The sequence below is a fragment of the Cyclobacterium xiamenense genome, from assembly GCF_009467825.1.
GTDB classification, from domain to species: domain Bacteria; phylum Bacteroidota; class Bacteroidia; order Cytophagales; family Cyclobacteriaceae; genus Cyclobacterium; species Cyclobacterium xiamenense.
Genome location: NZ_WIOK01000017.1, coordinates 65,228 through 85,266 on the forward strand (window position 1 = coordinate 65,228; position 20,039 = coordinate 85,266).

At 43.1% G+C, this 20,039-nt stretch carries 17 protein-coding genes; 12 read left to right on the forward strand and 5 right to left on the reverse strand.

Going from position 1 to position 20,039, the window contains the following annotated elements; genetic code table 11:
• Positions 1–493: 493 nt before the first annotated feature.
• The 12 genes from GCU44_RS13975 to GCU44_RS14030 all read left to right on the forward strand — a co-directional run bounded on the left by GCU44_RS13975 (position 494) and on the right by GCU44_RS14030 (position 14,302).
• A complete protein-coding gene (locus GCU44_RS13975; RefSeq protein WP_174238258.1) occupies positions 494–3,103 on the forward strand; it encodes an SLBB domain-containing protein in 2,610 nt (869 codons plus the stop codon).
• A gap of 20 nt (positions 3,104–3,123) precedes the next feature.
• The gene (locus GCU44_RS13980) at positions 3,124–4,236 is read left to right on the forward strand and encodes a GNVR domain-containing protein (protein WP_154856953.1); all 1,113 of its coding nucleotides are present in this window, start codon (positions 3,124–3,126) and stop codon (positions 4,234–4,236) included.
• A 310-nt stretch (positions 4,237–4,546) separates the two neighbouring features.
• Positions 4,547–5,812: a UDP-N-acetylglucosamine 1-carboxyvinyltransferase gene (locus tag GCU44_RS13985; RefSeq protein WP_154856955.1), complete on the forward strand. Its 1,266-nt coding sequence runs from the start codon at positions 4,547–4,549 to the stop codon at positions 5,810–5,812.
• Between the two features lie 122 nt (positions 5,813–5,934).
• A complete protein-coding gene (locus GCU44_RS23430) occupies positions 5,935–6,345 on the forward strand; it encodes a serine O-acetyltransferase (protein ID WP_154856957.1) in 411 nt (136 codons plus the stop codon).
• On the forward strand, positions 6,342–7,631 hold the full coding sequence (locus GCU44_RS13995) for an oligosaccharide flippase family protein (RefSeq protein WP_154856958.1): 1,290 nt from the start codon (positions 6,342–6,344) through the stop codon (positions 7,629–7,631). Before GCU44_RS23430 ends, GCU44_RS13995 begins: the two co-directional genes overlap by 4 nt.
• The gene (gene murB / locus GCU44_RS14000; RefSeq protein ID WP_154856959.1) at positions 7,632–8,489 is read left to right on the forward strand and encodes a UDP-N-acetylmuramate dehydrogenase; all 858 of its coding nucleotides are present in this window, start codon (positions 7,632–7,634) and stop codon (positions 8,487–8,489) included.
• Between the two features lie 5 nt (positions 8,490–8,494).
• The gene (locus tag GCU44_RS14005) at positions 8,495–9,454 is read left to right on the forward strand and encodes a glycosyltransferase family 2 protein (RefSeq protein ID WP_154856960.1); all 960 of its coding nucleotides are present in this window, start codon (positions 8,495–8,497) and stop codon (positions 9,452–9,454) included.
• Positions 9,455–9,837: 383 nt separating this feature from the next.
• Entirely contained in the window at positions 9,838–10,752 is a 915-nt protein-coding gene (locus tag GCU44_RS14010) for a hypothetical protein (RefSeq protein ID WP_154856961.1), read from the forward strand.
• Positions 10,703–11,536, forward strand: coding sequence for a glycosyltransferase family 2 protein (locus tag GCU44_RS14015; RefSeq protein ID WP_154856962.1), 834 nt, complete (start codon positions 10,703–10,705; stop codon positions 11,534–11,536). Before GCU44_RS14010 ends, GCU44_RS14015 begins: the two co-directional genes overlap by 50 nt.
• A complete protein-coding gene (locus tag GCU44_RS14020) occupies positions 11,526–12,734 on the forward strand; it encodes a hypothetical protein (protein WP_154856963.1) in 1,209 nt (402 codons plus the stop codon). The genes GCU44_RS14015 and GCU44_RS14020 overlap by 11 nt, the downstream gene beginning before the upstream one ends.
• Complete coding sequence (locus GCU44_RS14025; protein ID WP_154856965.1) at positions 12,731–13,573, forward strand: glycosyltransferase family 2 protein; 843 nt, start codon at positions 12,731–12,733, stop codon at positions 13,571–13,573. The genes GCU44_RS14020 and GCU44_RS14025 overlap by 4 nt, the downstream gene beginning before the upstream one ends.
• A gap of 6 nt (positions 13,574–13,579) precedes the next feature.
• Positions 13,580–14,302, forward strand: a complete 723-nt coding sequence (locus GCU44_RS14030; RefSeq protein WP_154856967.1) for a WecB/TagA/CpsF family glycosyltransferase — start codon at positions 13,580–13,582, stop codon at positions 14,300–14,302.
• A 113-nt stretch (positions 14,303–14,415) separates the two neighbouring features.
• Here the strand turns inward: GCU44_RS14030 and GCU44_RS14035 are convergent, their stop codons facing one another.
• The 5 genes from GCU44_RS14035 to GCU44_RS14055 all read right to left on the reverse strand — a co-directional run bounded on the left by GCU44_RS14035 (position 14,416) and on the right by GCU44_RS14055 (position 19,830).
• A complete protein-coding gene (locus GCU44_RS14035; protein ID WP_154856969.1) occupies positions 14,416–15,663 on the reverse strand; it encodes a metallophosphoesterase in 1,248 nt (415 codons plus the stop codon).
• An 88-nt stretch (positions 15,664–15,751) separates the two neighbouring features.
• Positions 15,752–16,609 (reverse strand): transglutaminase family protein, encoded by an 858-nt coding sequence (locus GCU44_RS14040; RefSeq protein ID WP_092174933.1) that lies wholly within the window; start codon positions 16,607–16,609, stop codon positions 15,752–15,754.
• A gap of 60 nt (positions 16,610–16,669) precedes the next feature.
• Positions 16,670–17,410 (reverse strand): peptidase, encoded by a 741-nt coding sequence (locus GCU44_RS14045; RefSeq protein ID WP_154856971.1) that lies wholly within the window; start codon positions 17,408–17,410, stop codon positions 16,670–16,672.
• Positions 17,407–18,387, reverse strand: a complete 981-nt coding sequence (locus GCU44_RS14050; RefSeq protein WP_154856973.1) for an alpha-E domain-containing protein — start codon at positions 18,385–18,387, stop codon at positions 17,407–17,409. Before GCU44_RS14050 ends, GCU44_RS14045 begins: the two co-directional genes overlap by 4 nt.
• Before the next feature lie 15 nt (positions 18,388–18,402).
• A complete protein-coding gene (locus GCU44_RS14055; protein ID WP_154856976.1) occupies positions 18,403–19,830 on the reverse strand; it encodes a circularly permuted type 2 ATP-grasp protein in 1,428 nt (475 codons plus the stop codon).
• Between the last annotated feature and the right edge of the window lie 209 nt (positions 19,831–20,039).

Here is a 20,039-nt window from a genome sequence, read left to right on the forward strand (position 1 = left end):
ATACGGAAACGCAGGTTAGGCGCTTGTTATTAGTAGCGTCCAAAAGACAGAGGATACGTCTGCTTGTAGTAATGCCGTTTTCTATGCGGAGCCTGGCTGTCGCCTTACTACTATCGATCGACCGAATCGGAAAAAGGGGAGCGGGGAGGAACCGGAACTTCGAATCGGATCACGCGTGTTCGCCCATCTCGCTTGGGTGGAATCGAAAGAAATGATTAGATTTGTGGCTTAATTTATCCGGGGCTCGGAAGTACGAGAAGGGGGCAGTACGTATGCAGCTGGAAATCAGAAAATCCCAGGATACGGCCGCTTTTTTTGAGTAGCCAGCTTTCAACGTTACCTCAGCGGTTTCGGGAGGGTAAAAGGTGTAAACGCCAGGATGATCGCATCAATGCTCCCGTCAACTCGTCCGCAGGCTGTGGCTGAGGAGGCGAAGCTGTATCCGGTAAGACAAATCGATCTTTTTAGTACCCTAAAAAAATTACAGTAGCGCATGCAAATTACTCGTTTGTTTCTGACCCGATTTTTATTGATTTTAGTGTTGCTGGTTCACACCGGAATTCTCCTTGCCCAATCTTTGCAGGATATTCAAAAAGTGAGAGCAGACGACCTTTCTGATGCACAAATAGAACAATTGATTAAAAGAGCTGAAGCATCGGGAATGAACGAGCAGCAACTTATTGCGGTTGCTCGCGAAAGGGGCTTACCGATGAGCGAAATTTCTAAACTGCAGCAGCGAATAGCGTCGTTACGGAGTGGGAGCAGAACTACCGGCAGTCGTACGACGAACGGGAACAATCAAGCCAGACAAATAGGGGAAAGTGAGAACGATAGTATTTTTGAGGGGATAGCGGAGCAGGATCCGTTTTCTGATTTGACGCCCAAACAGAAACAAATTTTCGGGTATACACTCTTTTACAACCGCGAACTCAACTTTAATCCGAGCTTAAATATCCCGACCCCTCCTGACTATATTATTGGTGGGGGAGATCAGTTATTGATAGACGTGTATGGTGCTTCCCAGCAGTCTTACGAGTTGACGGTGAATCCTGAAGGGAGTATTTTCGTTCCAAACATCGGGCCCATTAAGGTGGCCGGGGCTACCATCGCTGCAGCTACCTCTCGAATTAAATCTGCAATGCAGCAAATTTATTCAGGCTTGGGGGGATCTGACCCAAATACTTTTATGGAACTTAGGCTGGGTAACATAAGGACGGTATCCGTAGCCTTGGTTGGAGAACTTAATCAGCCTGGAAACTACAAGTTGCCATCATTCGCTTCCCCTTTCAACGCGCTTTTTGCTGCGGGGGGGCCGAACGAAAACGGTTCTTTCCGACACATTCAGGTTTATCGAGACAACAAACTGCTTACAGAAATCGATGTTTACGATTTTTTAGTCAAAGGCGAGCAATCCACGACAAACACACTCAGAGACAACGATGTGATTATTGTTCCTCCTGTCAGAAACAGGGTTGAAGTAGTGGGCTCTGTCCGTAGGCAGGGTCTTTTTGAGATCAAATCGGGAGAAAATTTATCGGACCTTATAAGCTACGCAGGTGGGTTTAAAGCGGAAGCATACAAGGAACGCGTCACCCTTACTCGCATCACAGCTAGTGAACGGAAGGTGGAGGATGTAGATGCCGATAGTTTTACCGATTTTGTTCCTCAGGACGGAGATAGCTACAGGGTTGGCGAAATACTAAATCGGTTTATTAACAGAGTGCAGGTTTCAGGCGCTTTGATGCGGCCGGGAACTTTCTCATTGAGTCCGGATATGAAGATTAGCGACCTCATAGAAAAAGCAAACGGGCTAAGGGAGGACGCTTTTCTAAACAGAGCTACCTTATATCGGATGCAACCGGATTTCTCTCTTGAAATCATCTCATTGGATCTTGAGGCAATAATGAGTGGGGCAGGTCAAGATATGGTATTGCAGCGGGAAGACGTTCTGCATATCGCTAGCATATACGATATTCGGGAGGAATACTTTGTGAAAATTTCTGGAGAAGTTAATAATCCGGGATCTTTTCCTTTTGGCGAAAATATGACCGTGGCTGATTTGGTGATGCGATCTGGAGGCTTCAAGGAATCAGCAAGCGCCTCACAAATAGAAATAGCCAGAAGGGTGAAAAGTGAGGAGGACGGTAAGTTGGCGGATATTATCCGTATAGAGATCGACAGGGATTTAAAACTGAATGCAGAGAGTGCGGAAATGGAATTGCTACCTTTTGATCACGTGATTGTCCGAAGAAGCCCTGGATTTCAACGGGAAAAATTGGTACGGGTGGAAGGCGAAGTGAACTATCCGGGTGAATATGCCATCTCGCGTGCAAACGAGCGAATTTCGGACCTACTGAATAGATCCGGAGGTCTAAACCCTTTTGCATACGCTAAAGGGGCAACATTAATAAGGAGAAATGAATTTTACGACGTTCCAAGTGATCAGGATATTGAACGGAAAAATTTAACCTCGGTACGGAAAAATATTTTGAGTGGTGATTCCGATCGTTCAGAATTTGATAAAATTTTATTGGAAAAAATTAGCGAGGAGATTGAAGAAAAAGAAATCGACCAAGCCGATATTGAAGGGAATTTGTTGTCGGATGAATTCAGAAAAAAGACCTTAGAAACCTTTGTTGAAAGAGATTCTGTAGATTTTGAAATTAAAACGATGGAAATGGTCGGGATTGATTTAGCCGCGATTTTGCGAGATCCCGGTGGGCCGAATGACCTAATTCTTCAGGAGGGCGACGTGCTATCGATACCAAAAGAGCTTCAAACCGTTCGTATGCGAGGAGAGGTATTGTATCCAACCTCTGCGAGGTACCGCGAGAAATCGGGTTTTAAGGATTACATTTCCAGAGCGGGTGGATTTACCAGTAGGTCTCACAGAGGAAGATCATATGTCGTGTATGCAAATGGCGATGTTCAACGAACGAAGCGGTTTTTGTTCATCAATGTGTATCCTACCATGGAACCGGGAGCTGAAATAATCGTACCCAAAAAACCCATACGTGAATCCATGAGTGTTCAGGGTTGGGTAGGGCTGGCAACAAGTTTGGCTACTTTGGTGATTTTAATTGACAGGTTGGGTACCAACTAAATAATTTTTCACATTTGGCAATGGAAAAAACAACGACGTCGAACAACAGAACAAACGATGAAATAGATCTTTTAGCTCTAGCCAAAACAGCGTGGAGACAGCGAAGGAAAGTACTAATTATTGTATGTGGGTTTATTTTGGTTGGGCTATTTTTCGCTATTTTTTCCCCGAAAGACTTCACTGCTTCTTCTACTTTTGTTCCGCAAACCGCTGATTCTAACAAAGCGGCAGGTTCTTTGGGTGGTTTGGCTTCGCTGGCTGGCATCAATTTAGGGGCAATGGGTGGAGGAGCTGAAATACCTCCTACACTTTACCCCAAAATTGTTTCGTCGGTAACCTTTAGAAAGACGTTACTGGACGCTAAATTCAACGTTGAAGGACTAATTGACCAAGTTTCTTATCGGGAATACTTTGAAGAGATTCATTCCCCGGGACTGTTGGGAAGTTTGAAAAAGTACACCGTTGGTTTACCCGGGGTTATACTCAAAGCACTTAAGGAGAAGCCGGATACCACGATCATCCAAAGCGAGCAAGGGTTAATTCGGATCTCTCAGGATGAGTTCGAACACTTTAAAAGATTAGAAAGTCAGCTTTCCGTAGTTCCTAATGAAAAAGAGGGTTTTGTCACATTATCCTTTGTACTTCCCGAGCCTTTAATGGCAGCTCAGATGTCCAAATATGCACAAGAGCTATTGCAGCGGGAAGTTATTGCGTATAAGATTTCGAATGCAAGGGAGCAATTAAAGTTTACTGAAGAGCGCTTCCAGGAGAAAAAGAAAGAATTTGAAGAAATTCAAGCACGACTAGCGGACTTTAAGGACAGGAATCAAAATATAGCATCGGCTACTGTCCAAAATCAATTGCAACGCCTTGAGGCGGAGTACAACTTTTCGTTTAATATCTACAACGAACTAGCTAAACAATTGGAACAGGCCAGGCTACAGGTAGCTAAGGATACTCCCATTTTTTCTGTAATTCAGCCCGTCACTGTTCCGACGGAGAAGTCAGGGCCAAAACGCCTGCTAATCTTGGTGATCTTTACCTTTTTGGGTGCCATACTTGGATTGGGATATGTGTTTGGAGCTGAGTTTTTGAAGGGGCTTAGAGAACAGTGGGAGCGGACCGAGGATTAGCTATCCATAAGGCTCATGTACCGGGTAAATAATCACCCCGGTAAATTTTGGCGGGAATAGGCAGGTTTACAATCGTTAAAAAGACGGAGCGGATGTCCGAAGAGCATTCGCCGTTTTGATTCATTCACGCTACTCCCAAGTGTTAGCAAAGCTAACCCGTATCGAATCCGAAAAGAACGAATGATTTTGGCGTTTTATGAAAGTCTAGTGATTTAAAAATTGGTAAATGTGATTTAGGATTAATTCACGGCCAAGTAAAATTCCGGTTTTTGAAAAGTAATTAGCTTGGTTTCAAATAGAAATAGATTTTATGAGTAACAACCTTATAGCGGATAGCCGTCCACTTAAAGTTTCTAAAGGCACACTAGCGGGCAGGGTAAAGCTTAGTGGGGCGAAGAACAGTGCATTACGACTACTGGCAGCCTCTATATTGACCGATAGGGAGATTCGTTTGTCGAATTTTCCCAACGGCTTATTGGACATTCAAGTACATTTGGAAATGCTGGAGGTTTTAGGTAAGAGCTTTGTTTGTGAGGGGGATAGGGTGGTTATCCGCCAAAACGGCATGCTTAAAACTGAACTAACCTGGCAAAAACGATCTATACGAAATACCCTCTTAATTTTGGGAGCGCTAACCACCAGGTATGGTGAAGGAAGGGTGCCGTTGCCCGGCGGTTGCAAGCTTGGGGAACGTAAATACGATATTCATGTGATGCTTTTGGAGCGCCTTGGAGCAAAGGTTTGGGAAGAAGGAGATTTTCTGTGTGCCCGGGTTGGTAGCGACGGTGTATTAACGGGAAATGATATCTATTTACCCATTAGGTCTACTGGAGCTACTGAAAATGCGATCTTATGCGGAGTCTTGGCGAGAGGAACTACCAACATATGGAATCCCCATATTCGTCCCGAAATACTAGATTTAATCCAGATGCTGAACAATATGGGTGCTGAAATAACCGTATTTGGTCAGAAATGTATCGTTATTGAGGGAAAAAAGGAACTTCGGGGTGTAGAACATGAGGTAATTCCCGACAATATGGAGGCGCTTACCTGGGCTATCGGATCTGTAATTACCAATGGAGATGTTGAAATCCTCAATTTCCCTAAAAATCACCTGGATGTACCGCTTGTTTTCCTGAAGGAAAGTGGCATGAAAATGTATGAAGGGAAGGATTCGGTAATTGTTAAGGGAGGGACTCCCTATCCCTTGGAAATCAGTACAGGCCCCTATCCGGGAATTAACTCCGATATGCAGCCGCTATTGGCTGTATACGGGGCAATGTGCGATGGCGTGTCCAAGATCGTTGACCTTCGATTTCCAGGGAGATATGCCTACGCAGAAGAACTGGGAAAAATGGGGGTAGATTTTGATGTTCAGGGCGACTTGCTGGTCATCCATGGAGGAAAACCACTCACAGGTACTTCAGTAGAAGCGCTTGATTTGAGGGCAGGGATAGCACTGCTGTTGGCAGGGTTAACGGCTGAAGGGGAAACAATTATTGAAAATGCCTGGCAGATTCATAGGGGATACGAAAACTTACAACTGAAACTCCAGGGATTAGGCGTAACTATTTAAATACTTGCATTGAAATTGTGCGTTCGGTAATAAACATCTTCAAAAAAGAAAGGAGCCGGAATGGCTCCTTTCTTTACGATTTTTTTCTGAATCCAAGATACAGGGTTTTATTAAATTACCGAATGGGTGTACATATTAAAAACAGCGCCATTCCATGTAAGGGTGTATTGCGTAATTACCTTCGATTCAGAATGCTAGCTAAATGGAATTGTGATATTTCTTATTCATCCTTTATCGGCAAAAATCTCCATATGCCTCATCCTATTGGGATTGTCATTGGAGATGGCGTGGTTATCCATGATGATGTCACAATTTTTCAAAATGTGACTTTGGGGAGCCATGGAAAAAATAGTAAAGATCTAAAATACCCGACAATAGGGAAAAGCGTGAAGATTTATGCAGGTGCAGTTATCATTGGAGGAGTATCAATTGGAGAAGGAGCAGTAATTGGTGCTAATTCGGTAGTGAATAGCAACGTACCACCATTTTCGGTTATTGTAGGTGTTCCGGGAAGAATTGTTGCTCCCAAATGAAAGGATTCCTAAGTGATGTCTTTCGGGTAGGGGTCTCGAAAATCATTATCATAACCTCTGGATTCGTCACGTCTATTGTTGTAGCCAGGGCATTGGGTCCAGAAAAAAATGGAATCATTACTTCGCTGTTAGTTTATCCCACCATTTTTATGACAGTCGGGTCGTTGGGGGTGAGGCAATCGGTAACCTTTCTGTTGGGTAAAGAAAAGTATTCGGAGCGAAACCTAAAGGAAGCGCTGTTTCAAATCTGGATTTTGACGTCGGTTGTTTCAACGATTCTGTGTTTTTCCTTAATTTATTTTTTTAGTAGAACACATAAGGAGCTTTCGTTGATCGTGCTTGCGGTAGCTCCGATTACCTTCAGTTTATTCAATACCTATTGTTCAGGTATTTATTTGGGCAAGAATAAAATCAGCGAGTTTAACGCGATAAACTGGATCCCAGCCGCAGTGACCACGGCCTTTTCATTTTTATTTCTCGTGATCTTTAAATCAGGTATCGATGGGTACCTGATTTCTGTTTTTTTAGGCCAATCCATCATGTTTTTGATCTTGTTTTTCCGCGTTCAGTTTATTGAGTTTTTTACGTTGAAGATAACGAAGAGTATCCTCAAAGATTTGACTGGTTTAGGTCTTGTTTATGCAGTATCCTTACTCGTTATAAATTTGAATTACCAACTCGATATTATAATCCTGGAGCATTTGAGTTCTGATTTTGAGATCGGCATCTACTCTAAAGGAGCAAATGTGGTCCAGTATCTGTGGCAAATACCGATGCTTTTTAGTACGATCGTTTTTGCCAGGAGTAGCATTTCAAAAAACAGTTTCGCTTTTTCGTTAAAAGTTGCCCAATTGCTGCGAATCTCATTGTTGGTTATTGGCGGCCTTTCTTTGGTATTGCTGCTGTTGTCGGATTGGGTGATTTTAGGGATGTATGGATCGGCCTTTATAGAAAGCGGCCCAGTGTTGAGATTGCTTTTACCTGGAGTACTAATTTTAACGCTCTTTAAAGTAATGAACATGGACCTGGCAGGTAGAGGAAGACCCTGGGTATCGATGAAGGCGATGGTTCCGGCATTGGGGGTTAATGTTATTCTGAATATGGTACTCGTTCCTGACTATGGTGCCAAGGGTGCCGCCTTTGCTTCGACAGTTAGTTATTCAGTTGCTGGCTTACTGTTTCTTTGGTTCTACAACAGAGAAGTTCGGATTGGGATTAAGGAAATACTGCGAATTAGAAAGACGGATTTTGACCCTTTTAGGGGGATGTTAAATAGATTAAAATAAATGAGAGTGTTTGATAATTTCGACTTAACGAATTACAATTCCTTCAAGATATATTCAAGATGCAGGCGGGCATTTTTTCCAGATTCTGACAGCGATATCCAGCATCTTTTTTCTACTAAAAAGAATTACATTCTTTTAGGATCGGGGCACAATGTCATTCTTTCTAAATCTTACTACGAAGATGATTTTATTATTTTCAATGGTAATTTTTCGAAAATCGAATTGGCGGCGGACTATGACATAATTGAGGCACAGGCGGGGGCGAGCATGTATGATTTAAGTCTCTATGCGCTAGATAAGGGGTTGACGGGTCTGGAAATTTTCTTTGATATCCCCAGTTCATTGGGAGGCGCCGTAGTAATGAATGCCGGCGCAAGTGGTGAGGAAATCAAGGATGTTTTGCTAAAAGTGAAGTACTTGGATTTGCAAACCATGGAAGTCAATGAAATCAAAAAGGAAGATATCGATTTTCAATACCGGAATAGTTTTTTTCAAAAGAATACGGATAAAATTATTTTGAGTGCTTCATTAAAGCTCACCCAAGGAGATAAACGTGCGATTCAATCGAAAATGGACCTGATTAAAGAACAAAGGTGGAAAAAGCAGCCCAGGGACCTACCCAACGCTGGAAGCGTGTTCAAAAGGCCGAAGGGGTTCTATGTGGGAGCAATCATTGATGAATTAAAATTGAAAGGAATGACAAAGGGAGGAGCGAAAATTTCTGAAAAGCATGGTGGATTTATTGTTAATCAGGGTAATGCAACAGGAAGCGATATCCTGGAACTAATTGTAGAGATTAAGCATAGAGTAAATGAAAAATTTGGAATCGATTTAGAAGTTGAGCAGAGAATCATTTAAATTAGATGTTGGTCAGCATTATTTCCGTATTTTACAACAGAGAAAAATTCGTCGATTTTTCAGTAAATAGTTTGATTAACCAAACTTACCAGAATCTTGAGATCGTTTTGTGTGACGATGGTTCCTCTGATGGTACCCTGGAAGAATTGAAAAAGTTTGAAGCATTGGACCCGAGGGTTACGGTATTGCATCATTCCAATAGAGGGTTTACAAACTCCATTCGCAGGGCAGTAGCTGCATCAAACGGAGCATTCATTGCAATCCACGGTTCCGGGGATCTCTCTCATCCGGATAGAATCCAAAAGCAGCAAGATTTTTTATCCAAAAATCCATCGGTTGGGGTAGTAGGATGCTTGTTTGAAAGGGACGACTTGATTCTAAATAGAAAGGTGGTTGTAGGAAGGCAAAAAGGAGGGGATGTGCTCAGTAACATTTGCGTAAGTCATGGAGAAGTGATGTTTAGGAAGGATATATATGATGCAGTCGGTGGATATAGGCCTTTTTTTTATTTTTCTCAGGATAGAGATTTATGGCTAAGAATGTCCTTGCTGTGCAAAATTGACTTTATTCCTGAAGTATTGTACACCGCATATACGAGAAGTGACGGCGTCACTGGTAGTGCTTATAGCAGAGCTATTCAATTGTATTTCGCTGAGATATCGAAACAGATGTACGAAATGAGGGTGAGAAATGGTTGGGATTTTATCGATAAGTTTGGCGGTAATGCATGGGTATTCAAACGTAGGTCCAAGCGCCTCGGAAATGAATTGATAAAGCACGCTCTCTGGGCTTTTCGCCAAGGCAACAAAGCGGAATCTTTCAAAATAATTGAACTGGCCAAAGGAGAGTCGGGTGCGGGTTTTATTCATTTAGTTGCTTTTATGATCCTTTTTTTAGGAAAATTTGAAAATGGGCCCGCTTTTTTGTCACGCATGTTAAATGTGAAACGGAGGCTTATTAAATGAATCGATTGATAATTCGAAGGGAAAGAGTGGAGGTTTTCCTTGTTCTTATACTGTTATTCTTTGCCATATACCTTCCACCAGTTAGATTTTTAAAGTTTTCTCCGGAATACTTATTGATTGTTGGCTTTCTAGTCTGGCTTTTTATTCACCTAAAAACCTTAAAATATGCTCTCACGACTAGAGGGATCTTCGTGTTTTTTTTAACCTTTTCCCTTATTGTGTATTACTTATTTTTGAGAGAATATCTAAGCTCTGGAGTTAAAGATATTGGTTTCCAACAACTGTATTGGGTTAAGCAACTGAGGTTTTTGGTTAATATACTTCTAATTTCGCTCCCCTTTTCGTTAATTTTCTATAGGCGCAATTGGACGATCGATAAACTATTGGAAGCTTTCGTCGTTTTGGGAATTGTTCAGTCGGTTTTTGCCGTTGTAATGCTAGCCATACCGGGGCTAAAGGAGTATGTCACCGATCAGTTTCTAGATTTGCAGTTTATGTTCGACCAAAAGGGCGAGTTGTTGCTCTTTAGAATTTATGGACTATCGTCCGAGTACCTATTTACCTATCCGATTTTTCAAGGCATGGTCTTAATGATTATATTTACTATGGTGGCGCAGGGAGTTTATAAATATATCTGGTTCGTCCCCATCATATTGATTAGTATCGTGTTTAATGCGAGAATTGGTCTGGTAGCTCTTCCAATTATTCTTTTCGTTTATTTTATTTTTACGCTAAGGAAATCTGATGAGTCGGTTAGTTTTTCGAAATTCATAAAAATTTCTTTCGCGATACTGGTTGCAGTTCTATTGTTGGTTGTTAGTATATCCTTATTTATTGATCCTGAGATCTTTACCTACATGGTCTTACGAGGATTGGAATCTAACACCAGTGGTGCCAATCACTGGGATAACTTATTTCAACGCATGATCGTCCTCCCGGATAGTATACAGGGGATAATTTTTGGGGAAGGTCGATACTTATACGGGAATGTTTACGATGTGCAATCAGATATTGGATACATTAATGATTTGTTGTTTGGAGGTGTTTTTTATATTGTTGTTTATTTTTCGTTAATTTTGTATTTGCTTTTCAATAAGTTTAGCAGTTTTTCCAGAATTAATAAAGTATTATTTGCTTCGGTATTTTTATACATCATCGTTTGTAACTACAAAGGCCCCTTACTTGTGAATAATGGATTTTTGAGGGCAGTACTTATCGTTTTATTTCTTCACCATTTAAATAGTAGAGATGAATCAGAATCCACTGATTTCTATAATCACAGTCTGTTACAACAGTGAAAAGTATATCGATGACGCATTTTCATCTATTTTAAACCAAACCTATAGTAACTTCGAGTACATACTAATAGATGGCTCTTCTACGGATGGTACGCTCTCGAAAGCTCGTGCATTCAAGAACCTGCTGCACCAGGATTTTACGATAGTTTCAGAAAAAGACGATGGTATTTACGATGCCATGAATAAGGGCATTGAGCTGGCAAAAGGAGAGTTGATTTGTATTTTAAATAGCGATGACTTTTTTGTTCCAGAATCCCTACAGCGATATGTGGAATGTTACCGGGGCCATAACTGCGCAGATAATTTAATTATTGTAGGGGATGCGCACAGGGTTGATAGAAATGGGGAAATCAGCTATTTACGTAGAAATACACTTTCTATACTCGAGCAACAAATTGAATTTACGATGCCGCTGGTGCATCCGGCTTTTTGTGTACATACAAATGTATATAAGAAATTAGTGGGACTATTTAATGTGTCAGTTAAGCTGATCGCCGATTACGATTTTACTTACAAGGCATATAAATCTGGTGAGGTAGAATTTGCATTTGTAAATTCTGTCACTGTGAACATGAGAGAAGGTGGAGTCTCCGATGTTTTTGATCTCGGGTTAATTTGGGACCGAACCGCGGCTAGATTTACCGTAAGAAAGCACTACCAAAATGCCGCAAAAAATTTTCTATTATGTGCTCGGTTTTACACAGAAGAAGTTTTAAGGCAGTTTCTCAAAAAATATTTCAGAAAAACAAAGTTATTGAAAACCAACCGTAAGCATGATTCATAATTTACGATTTTTGATTCCGGATGACCTTAAGCAGCGGCTTCTCTATCCGGGATATTATTGGTCTGTTGTTAAATCGAAGTTCGATAATAGGTATTTTAGTGGTCTAGAAATCATTAGTGCTGGTTACAAAAATGAGTTTGGGGGGTATTTTAATTTGCCGATCGGAAACAAGCTCGGAGATGTACTATTTCAAGGAACCGATCAAACTGCATCTTCCTGGCCTCCTAAAGGTGAATTGGCAATATGTATCAGGGAAAGTGGAGCTACGGACGCCAGAACGTTGGCCTATTCACGAGCTTGGAATTGGCAACAAGGGGCTTTTTTAAGATGGTTTTCCGAAGATTTGCTATGTTTTAATGACTACGATAGCAATACAAAGACGTATTGCGTGAAGATCATGGATAAGCAAGGACGACTGGTTCGGCAAATTGATTCCCCCCTTGGTGCAATTGACTTTTCTGGAAGTGTTGGTGTATCCTATTCCTTCGAGAGGTTGGCTATTCTTCGAGAGGATTATGGCTATTTTGCAAAAGAACTGTCAAATGAGCGGGAAATCCTCACTGAACCGATTGCTTTTAGCTTGGTCGATCTCAACTCCGGTGGTTTGGTCCATCGTGTTAGTTTTGATGATTTAAGAGATATAACTGAAGTTCAACCGGAAAATGATAAAGTAAATCATTTTGAGTTCAGTCCAGACGGAAAAAAAGTAGCTTATTTATATAGGTATTGGGTGGATCAAGTAAAGATTACAAAAATGATGGTCTTTGATCTTGAGAAAAAGTCCCATACAGTGATCGGAAATGAAAAGTTTTATTCTCACTTTTGCTGGATAGATACTGAGCAAATTCTTGTCTTCGGCCAACTCGAAGAAGAAAATAAATTCTTTGTGATAAACTGTGTTTCTCAGAAAAAGTTTATTCCTGATTTTTTTGTTCCCCCCCATGACTCCCATCCAGCGACAAAGACTGGAAAACGAATAGTCTTTGACAGTTACCCAAGTTTTTTTAGAAAGTCAAATATTCTTGTAGTCGATACCGTTAACGGAACGCGTACTTCTATTGGCAGGTACCTACACCACCCTACATTTAGAGGAGTGAATAGAGTAGACCATCATCCCAGGTTTAACCAGGATGAACGGAGGGTGTATATCGACCTTCCTCTTGGTAGAGAACGTAAGTTTGGTGTGATTCAATTATGAGGGTATCGATCGTATTGGCCTGTAGGGATAATCGAGGGAGTCTGAAAATGACTGTAAAGTCGATTTTGAGGCAGAGTTATAAAGAGTTTGAGCTTATTATCGTTGATGATGGGTCCAAAATACCGATTCATATAAGTTTATCGGATATTTCGGACCCGAGAATAAGGATTTATCGAATCGATGGTCAGGGGCTTGGAGCAGCGTTGAACTATGGTATTTCGAAAAGTACAGGAGACTACATTGCGCGTATAGATGACGATGATTTGATGGATCCACAAAGAATTCAAAAGCAAGTAAGTTTTCTGGATAATAACCGCCGTACGGTGTGTGTGGGAACTCAGTTGTGGTTTAAATCCGGAGGCAGGTATAAAGCGGTCAGGAGATTCCCGGTGAAAAATGATGCCATTTTGGACGATTTGTTGCGGCTTAAATTTAGCATTGCTCACTGCGCCGTTATGTATCGGAGGAGTGCCTTCGAGGCGGTGGGGGGATACCGAATTTTAGGTGGAGGCCAAGATCTGGATTTGTTTCTTCAATTCAGTAAGGTCGGCGAACTTGCGAACCTGGATGAATTTCTCACCTATTATAACCTTTCCCTTAGCGGATTGTCCGTTCGGGCGCCGAAAAATAAATACAAAGCCTATTTGTTTGCATTGAATTCAATAGCAAATGATTCCAGGTTTGTAACCCATCGAAGCGAAATTTCCGGGACGATTAATGTGGTTTTAACCAAATTGAGTTCAAGATCAAACTATTTGTTTGCTACAAAGCGTTTTTTTTTGATTTGGGGTGTTTGGTTGTTTGGAAAGAATATTGCTTCGAATTTGAAAGTAAACTAAATGTCAATGGAATTTTTTGACTACACGATTAAAGAAGTGCTCCCCTCACGCTTGCAGGGAGGAAAAACTATCATCCATACACTCAATCCCCATTCATTTTGTATCGCCAAGACAGATAGATTGTTTAAGGAATCACTTTTGAGCGCTGATTATTTGATACCAGATGGCGTGGGTATTGTTCTGGCGGTAAGAATTCTATTTGGAAAGAAAATTAAGAAGGTATCGGGATCTGATCTTCACGCACATGTTCTGCAAGTGGCCAATGATAATTCGCTGAGAGTTTTTTACCTGGGGGCATCGGAAAGTACGTTACTAAAAATCAAGGAAAAGGTGAATCTTGAGCATCCAAATATCGAAGTTGGCTGCTATAGTCCACCTTACAAAAATGAATTTGACCCCGAAGATAACCGTTTGATGCGCGAAAAAATCAACGGGTTTAAGACGGACGTGTTGTTTGTAGGGATGACTGCTCCGAAACAAGAAAAGTGGATTTACGAAAATATTCAAAGCCTCAATGTACTATTTGCTTCGGGAATTGGGGCAGTATTCGATTTTTACGCAGGGACCGTAAAAAGACCGTCTCAGTTTTGGATAAAAATGGGTCTGGAATGGTTACCAAGACTTTTTAGAGAACCTAAACGACTGTGGAAAAGAAACTTTCATTCGACTCCCGAGTTTTTGTTTGATATTATCAAGGAGAAAATTACGCCTACGTCCCGTTCCAACTAGTTGGTTGGCATTTTCCGTGTAGTTTATCGGCAAGCACTTTACCGTAATAGGAAAGCCTGCGGGGCAACAAATCTCAACTATGATGCGGGTTTTGGGTTGAATTTTTTGTTAGGTTACCCCCTCCTCAATTCAATCACCGTAATTTCCGGCCAGATGCCTACCCGCCCCGAGAAGGCATGGAAGCCGAAGCCCCGATTGACGTACAGGTATTTTCCGGCTTCCGCTACCAATCCGGCCCAATTGGGATACCGGTATTGGGCGGGACTCCAACGAAAAAGGGGCGTTTCTATCCCAAATTGCATGCCATGGGTGTGCCCACTCAGGGTCAAGTGAATGTTTTTTGGATGCTTTTTGACCTGCTCGTCCCAGTGGGAAGGATCGTGCGAAAGCAAAATTTTAAACTCTTCCTCAGCTACACCCGACAGGGATTTTTCGAGGTCTCCCTTGGACTGAAACCCAACTCCCCAGTTTTCTACGCCCAATAGGCGGATCCGCTGCGCGCCTTTTTCCAGCACCCTGTTTTCATCCAGCAGTAGGTCGTATCCCAGGTCTTTGTGCTTTTGCTTTAGCTGTTCAAAATTTGCCCGCTTCGCCTCCGGACTGGGCCAGGATGAATAGTCCCCATAATCGTGATTACCCAGGATGGAGTACTGCCCGAACGGCGCACGAATTTGCGCAAATGCCTCCAACATGGGTTCGATCTCATCCGCCCGGTGATTTACCAGATCCCCGGTAAATACAAAAAGATCCGATTTTTGCGATGCCGCAAGTGCTGCCCCCTTTTTTACCGCTTCCATATCGGTAAAACTTCCCGCATGAATGTCCGATAGCTGGGTAATGGTAAAGCCGTCAAAAGCTTCCGGTAAGTCGGGAAAATAGATGGTTTTTCGGATGGTTCGGAAATCGTATTTGCCTTTAACTATCCCATAAACAAACCCCGTGAATGGGATAACTGCCGCACTGAACGCAAGCTGACTTATAAACTTTCTTCGTCCCGGATAAACGCCACCATCATCCGAAGAAAGCCCAGCCGAAAAATACGACCAGGTAGCACTCAATCCACGGAAAATGTCCTCCCCAAACAAAAAGGCGATCACCGTTAGCTGCGTGACCGAAATGGTGAGAAATAAATTCAGCGATTGCTGAGAGGTTGGCGAGATTTTCCCTTCCTGCATAATCCGGAAAAATGTAAGGCCGATCCACAAACTGATGCCTCCAGAAACCAGCCAATAGGCGAATTTCCCCCTGGAAGCCCATGCTACGGGCAGCAGGGTTTTCACTCCCTGGTAGACGTACCAATTTAAGAAAAACAGTACAGCCAGTACAATGAAAATGATAACGATGCCACCCACTTTTGTCATGTTTTTTTATGTTACCCTAATTAATCGCAAACGGAAAGAAAAGGTTTGGTATTCGACTGAAAAAGCAGAAAGTATTGGATTTGTGCTCCTACAAGGCCTGAATACGTACGGTGGCATGCATGGAAGGTTCCTGCAGTTGATCGCCACCAAAGCTTCCATGCACCGGCAGGGTGTTTTGCGGGAGAAAGCTACAGGCAAGGGGAATATAGTGTTCGTCCGTCATCAGGCCCAGACTGGGGTCCAGTCCAACCCAGCCCGCACCCGGTAGATAGGTCTCTACCCAGGCGTGAAGTTCGTGTCCTTCCTCCAATTCCGGGTTAAAGGCATAGCCGCTCACAAATCGGGCAGCCAGCCCCAGATGCCGGAGGATTTCGATCAACATCCAGGACAGGTCTCTACAGGATCCTTTACCGGCAGCAAAGGTATAATCCGCTTCCCATAGGTTTTCTTCTTCCCGGATAATGTGCTGCCAATCGGCGTGGATGGAGGCATTGAGGCCGGTTAGAAAACCAATGGGATCCCGAGAGGTTAATTTTGCCAATCCGTATTTCTGTAGCAGTGCATTATTGCTATGGTTTAGATAGGCTTGGAGCAGCGGCATATCGGCTTCCGGGTAGGAAAAGGGTGTTTCGGCTTCCGGATCCAATTGATCAATGAACGATTGATCCACCAAAAATAAAAAGGGATTAAATGGGGTATGAATGGACTCAAAAGAGGTTCGAATGTGTAAGCGGTCGGTTTCTTTTGCAAACCATACCTGGAAAAATGGATTGCCCTCCAGGCTGTACCGTTCATTTATGCCGGCGGGTTCGGGTTGGATGTGGAGCCTGAAATCATGAATTTTCAGGTAGTTTCGTTGCAGTGGGCGAAGAAAGATACGGTGTGGGTTGAGTCCAACCTGCTGATGGTAATCGTAACTGGTGTCGTGTTGAATTTGTAGACGCATCGTGTATTCGTTAAAGGGTACGGAAAACCCGGCATCTGTGGAATTCAAATGGGGTGAAATCTACTCGCTTTCTTCGATTTCTTCGTGAAAAAAGGCTTTTTTCAATATATCGGCCGGTAGTTTATGGATGGCCTCTTTTAGCGAATTGTTCCAAAACTCGGACAAATGATTCAGTTCGTGCTGCTCAAAGCGATTTTCTATGACATGGTAACTGTCGTTTTCCAAAATGACGGTATCAATGGGGTAATCGACATCGTTGGCACTGATTCGGGTAGCATCAAAGGCCAGAAAGGCACTTTTCAAGGCAAAATAAAGCGGCTCTTCGTATTTCAGGGACCGGCGCAGTACTGGATTTCCAAATCCCGTGTTGCCGATGATCACAAAGGGTGTTCCCTGCCGTATTTCAATCCAATTTCCCTGTGGATACAACAGATACAGCTTGGGCTCACTGTCTTCTTCCAACTGCCCCCCGATGATCGAATAGAGGTTGAACGAGAAACCGGATTTTTCCAGTGAGTCCATGTCTTCTTCCGCCACCCGCTTGACTTGATCCGCAAAGCCATTGACTGCTTTGTATAATTTATCGAAGGAATCGTCTTCCTTTTCGATGAGTTCTCCAAAGTAGGTGATGGCCTTGTCACGAACCGACCGAAGGCCGGAAGTCATGATAAAGAAGGAGTGCCTTTTTTTATTGACGGTGTATAATTTTTTCGAGGTGGTGGTTTCGTTTCCGGACGTGATTCTGGTGTCTGATAAGCCAACGATCCCGTGCTTCGTCTTAATTCCAATACAAAATGTCATCCTTGCTCCATAGTTTGGCTTACAAAGTTATCTTTTATTTGGAAATAATTATCGTTTATCTGATTCGATATGTGATTGATTTTTACTTGAAGGTGTTCCAGGTATTCGTGGAGTCCGGTACTGATGATGTCGTTGACATCGTCAAACTCCAATTTGGATCGAAGCTCTCCCATGGATTTTTCGGCCCGGTTGGAAAAGCCCGAGCCGTTTGTTCCGGAAATCTTAAAAAGACTTTGCTCGGCCTCACGGAGGCAGAAAAACACGGAACGGGGGAAATATTGGTTCAACACCAAAAACTCCACTACACCGGAAGGGTCGATGGTACCGTAAAGCCTGCGGTAGGTATTAAAGGCTGTGACCGATTTCAACAGGGCCATCCAGTGAAGGAAGTCCAGCGGAGATCCCACCTCTTTGGGGGAGGGAAGGAGGATATGGTATTTGACATCCAAAATACGCGACGTTTTGTCCGCCCGCTCCAGGTATTGGCCTAGTTGGCGAAAATACCAGCCTTCTGTCCGGGCGACGGTACTATCTGCAATGCCGTAAAGTAACAGTATTTGCGATTTGACCGACTCGAAAAAAACCCTTGGATCTTCTTTTTTCCAGACTTTACCTTCAGAGCCGCGTTTTACAAAATGATAGGCTTCGTTCAGTTTCTCCCAGGTTTCCTTGGTCAGGTTTTCCCGAATCATGCGGGCATTTTCCCGTGCTTTGCTGACCGAAGAAATGAGGGAGTTGGGATTATCCGCATCAAAAGCCAGAAAATAGATGACTTCCTGCATGTCGTAATTTTGATTCTTTGCCTGGTAAAGCGCTTTGTCTCCGGTAGCTAAAATCAGAGGCTCCCATTGTTCCTTCAGGTCTCCGGGAAGATCCAGCATCAGGTTGAAATTTACGTCGATAAAACGGGCATAGTTTTCTGCTCTCTCCAGGTACCTGCCCAGCCAGTAAATGGAATTTGCTACTCTACTTAACATAATGGTTGTTGTTGGTTAGTACAATACCCAGGTGTCTTTGCTTCCCCCACCCTGAGAACTATTGACGACCAGCGATCCTTTTTTCAGGGCTACCCGGGTGAGCGCACCTGGAATCACTTCGATCTCTTTCCCGTACAGAATGTACGGCCGTAAATCCACGTGTCTCCCCTCGATGGATTTGTTGTCGATGATGGAAGGGACCGTAGAAAGCGATAACGTGGGTTGGGCGATGTAGTTGGTGGGGTTATCCTGTATTAATTTTCGGAAACGTTCGTGTTCTTCGGAATCGGCTTTTGGTCCAATGAGCATGCCGTATCCCCCGGCAGCATTGGTTTCCTTGACCACCAGATCGGCAATGTTGTCCAGAACGTATTCTCTGTCCGCTTTTTCCCGGCAGAGATAGGTAGGGACGTTTTTTAATATGGGTTCCTCCTTGAGGTAATACCGAATGATTCTGGGGACATAGGCATAAACGGCCTTGTCATCGGCCACGCCGGTACCCGGTGCATTTGCCAGGGCCACGTTGCCTGCTTTGTAGGCTTCAAATAGCCCAGGTACACCCAGCATGGAATCCGGATTAAAGGCCAGGGGGTCCAGGAACGTGTCATCGATTCGCCGGTACAGGACATCGATTTGTTCCAGGCCTTTGGTGGTCTGCATGTACACCTTTTTGTTTTCCACCAGCAGATCCATTCCCGATACCAATTCCACCCCCATTTGCTGTGCCAGGTACGAATGCTCGAAGTAAGCAGAATTGTAAACCCCCGGCGTTAGCACCCCGATCACTGGTTTGGGCTTTTCCGACAGGAATTGCAGCATTTCCAAAAGCTTGGTGCTGTAATCCGAGACAGGGCGTACGCCCAGGCTATTGAAGAGTTCCGGAAAGGCCCTTTTGATGATTTCCCGGCTTTCCAGCATGTAAGACACGCCCGAAGGACAGCGCAGGTTATCTTCGAGTACGTAAAAATCCCCATCTTTGTCTCTGACCAGGTCGGTACCGGTAATGTGGCACCAAATGCCTTTGGGAGGAGTGAGGCCCTTGCAGGGCTCCAAATAATCTTTACTCCCCAAAATGAGATCCCTTGGAATCACTTCGTCCGCAAAGATTTTTTGCTCGTTGTAAATGTCCTGCAGGAATAGATTCAAGGCATCAATTCGCTGTTTCAGGCCGTCTTCGAGGATTTTCCATTCGTTTGCGGGAATGATTCGGGGAATGATGTCCAGGTGTAAAATTTTTTCCAGCCCCTCTTTGTCGTGGTACACGTTGAACGTCATACCCATGGCCATTTGCGCTTTGTCAGCCGAATACTGTAGGTGACTAAGTTTTTTGGCAGAGATGCTTTGAATGTAGTTGCCAAATCGACTGTAGTGCGGTCTCAGTTCCCGTTCGTTTCGGTACATTTCATCGTAAAAGCCGTGTTGGTTGTTGTGGATTACCTTCATTGGTATGGATTGGTATCGACTTAAATTCTCGTTTCTAAAAACAATTAGCTGAATAATCTAATCAAAGATTAGCATAATTGCAATTATTTCCGGCTATTCAGTTAAAATTTTTACATAACACGCTCTTTTTTTAGTTAAAAAAGTAATTACTCCCCTCGGACAGGCCCTTACTGATTCTTCCCGGCCAACCAGAGCAGGAAGGCATATTC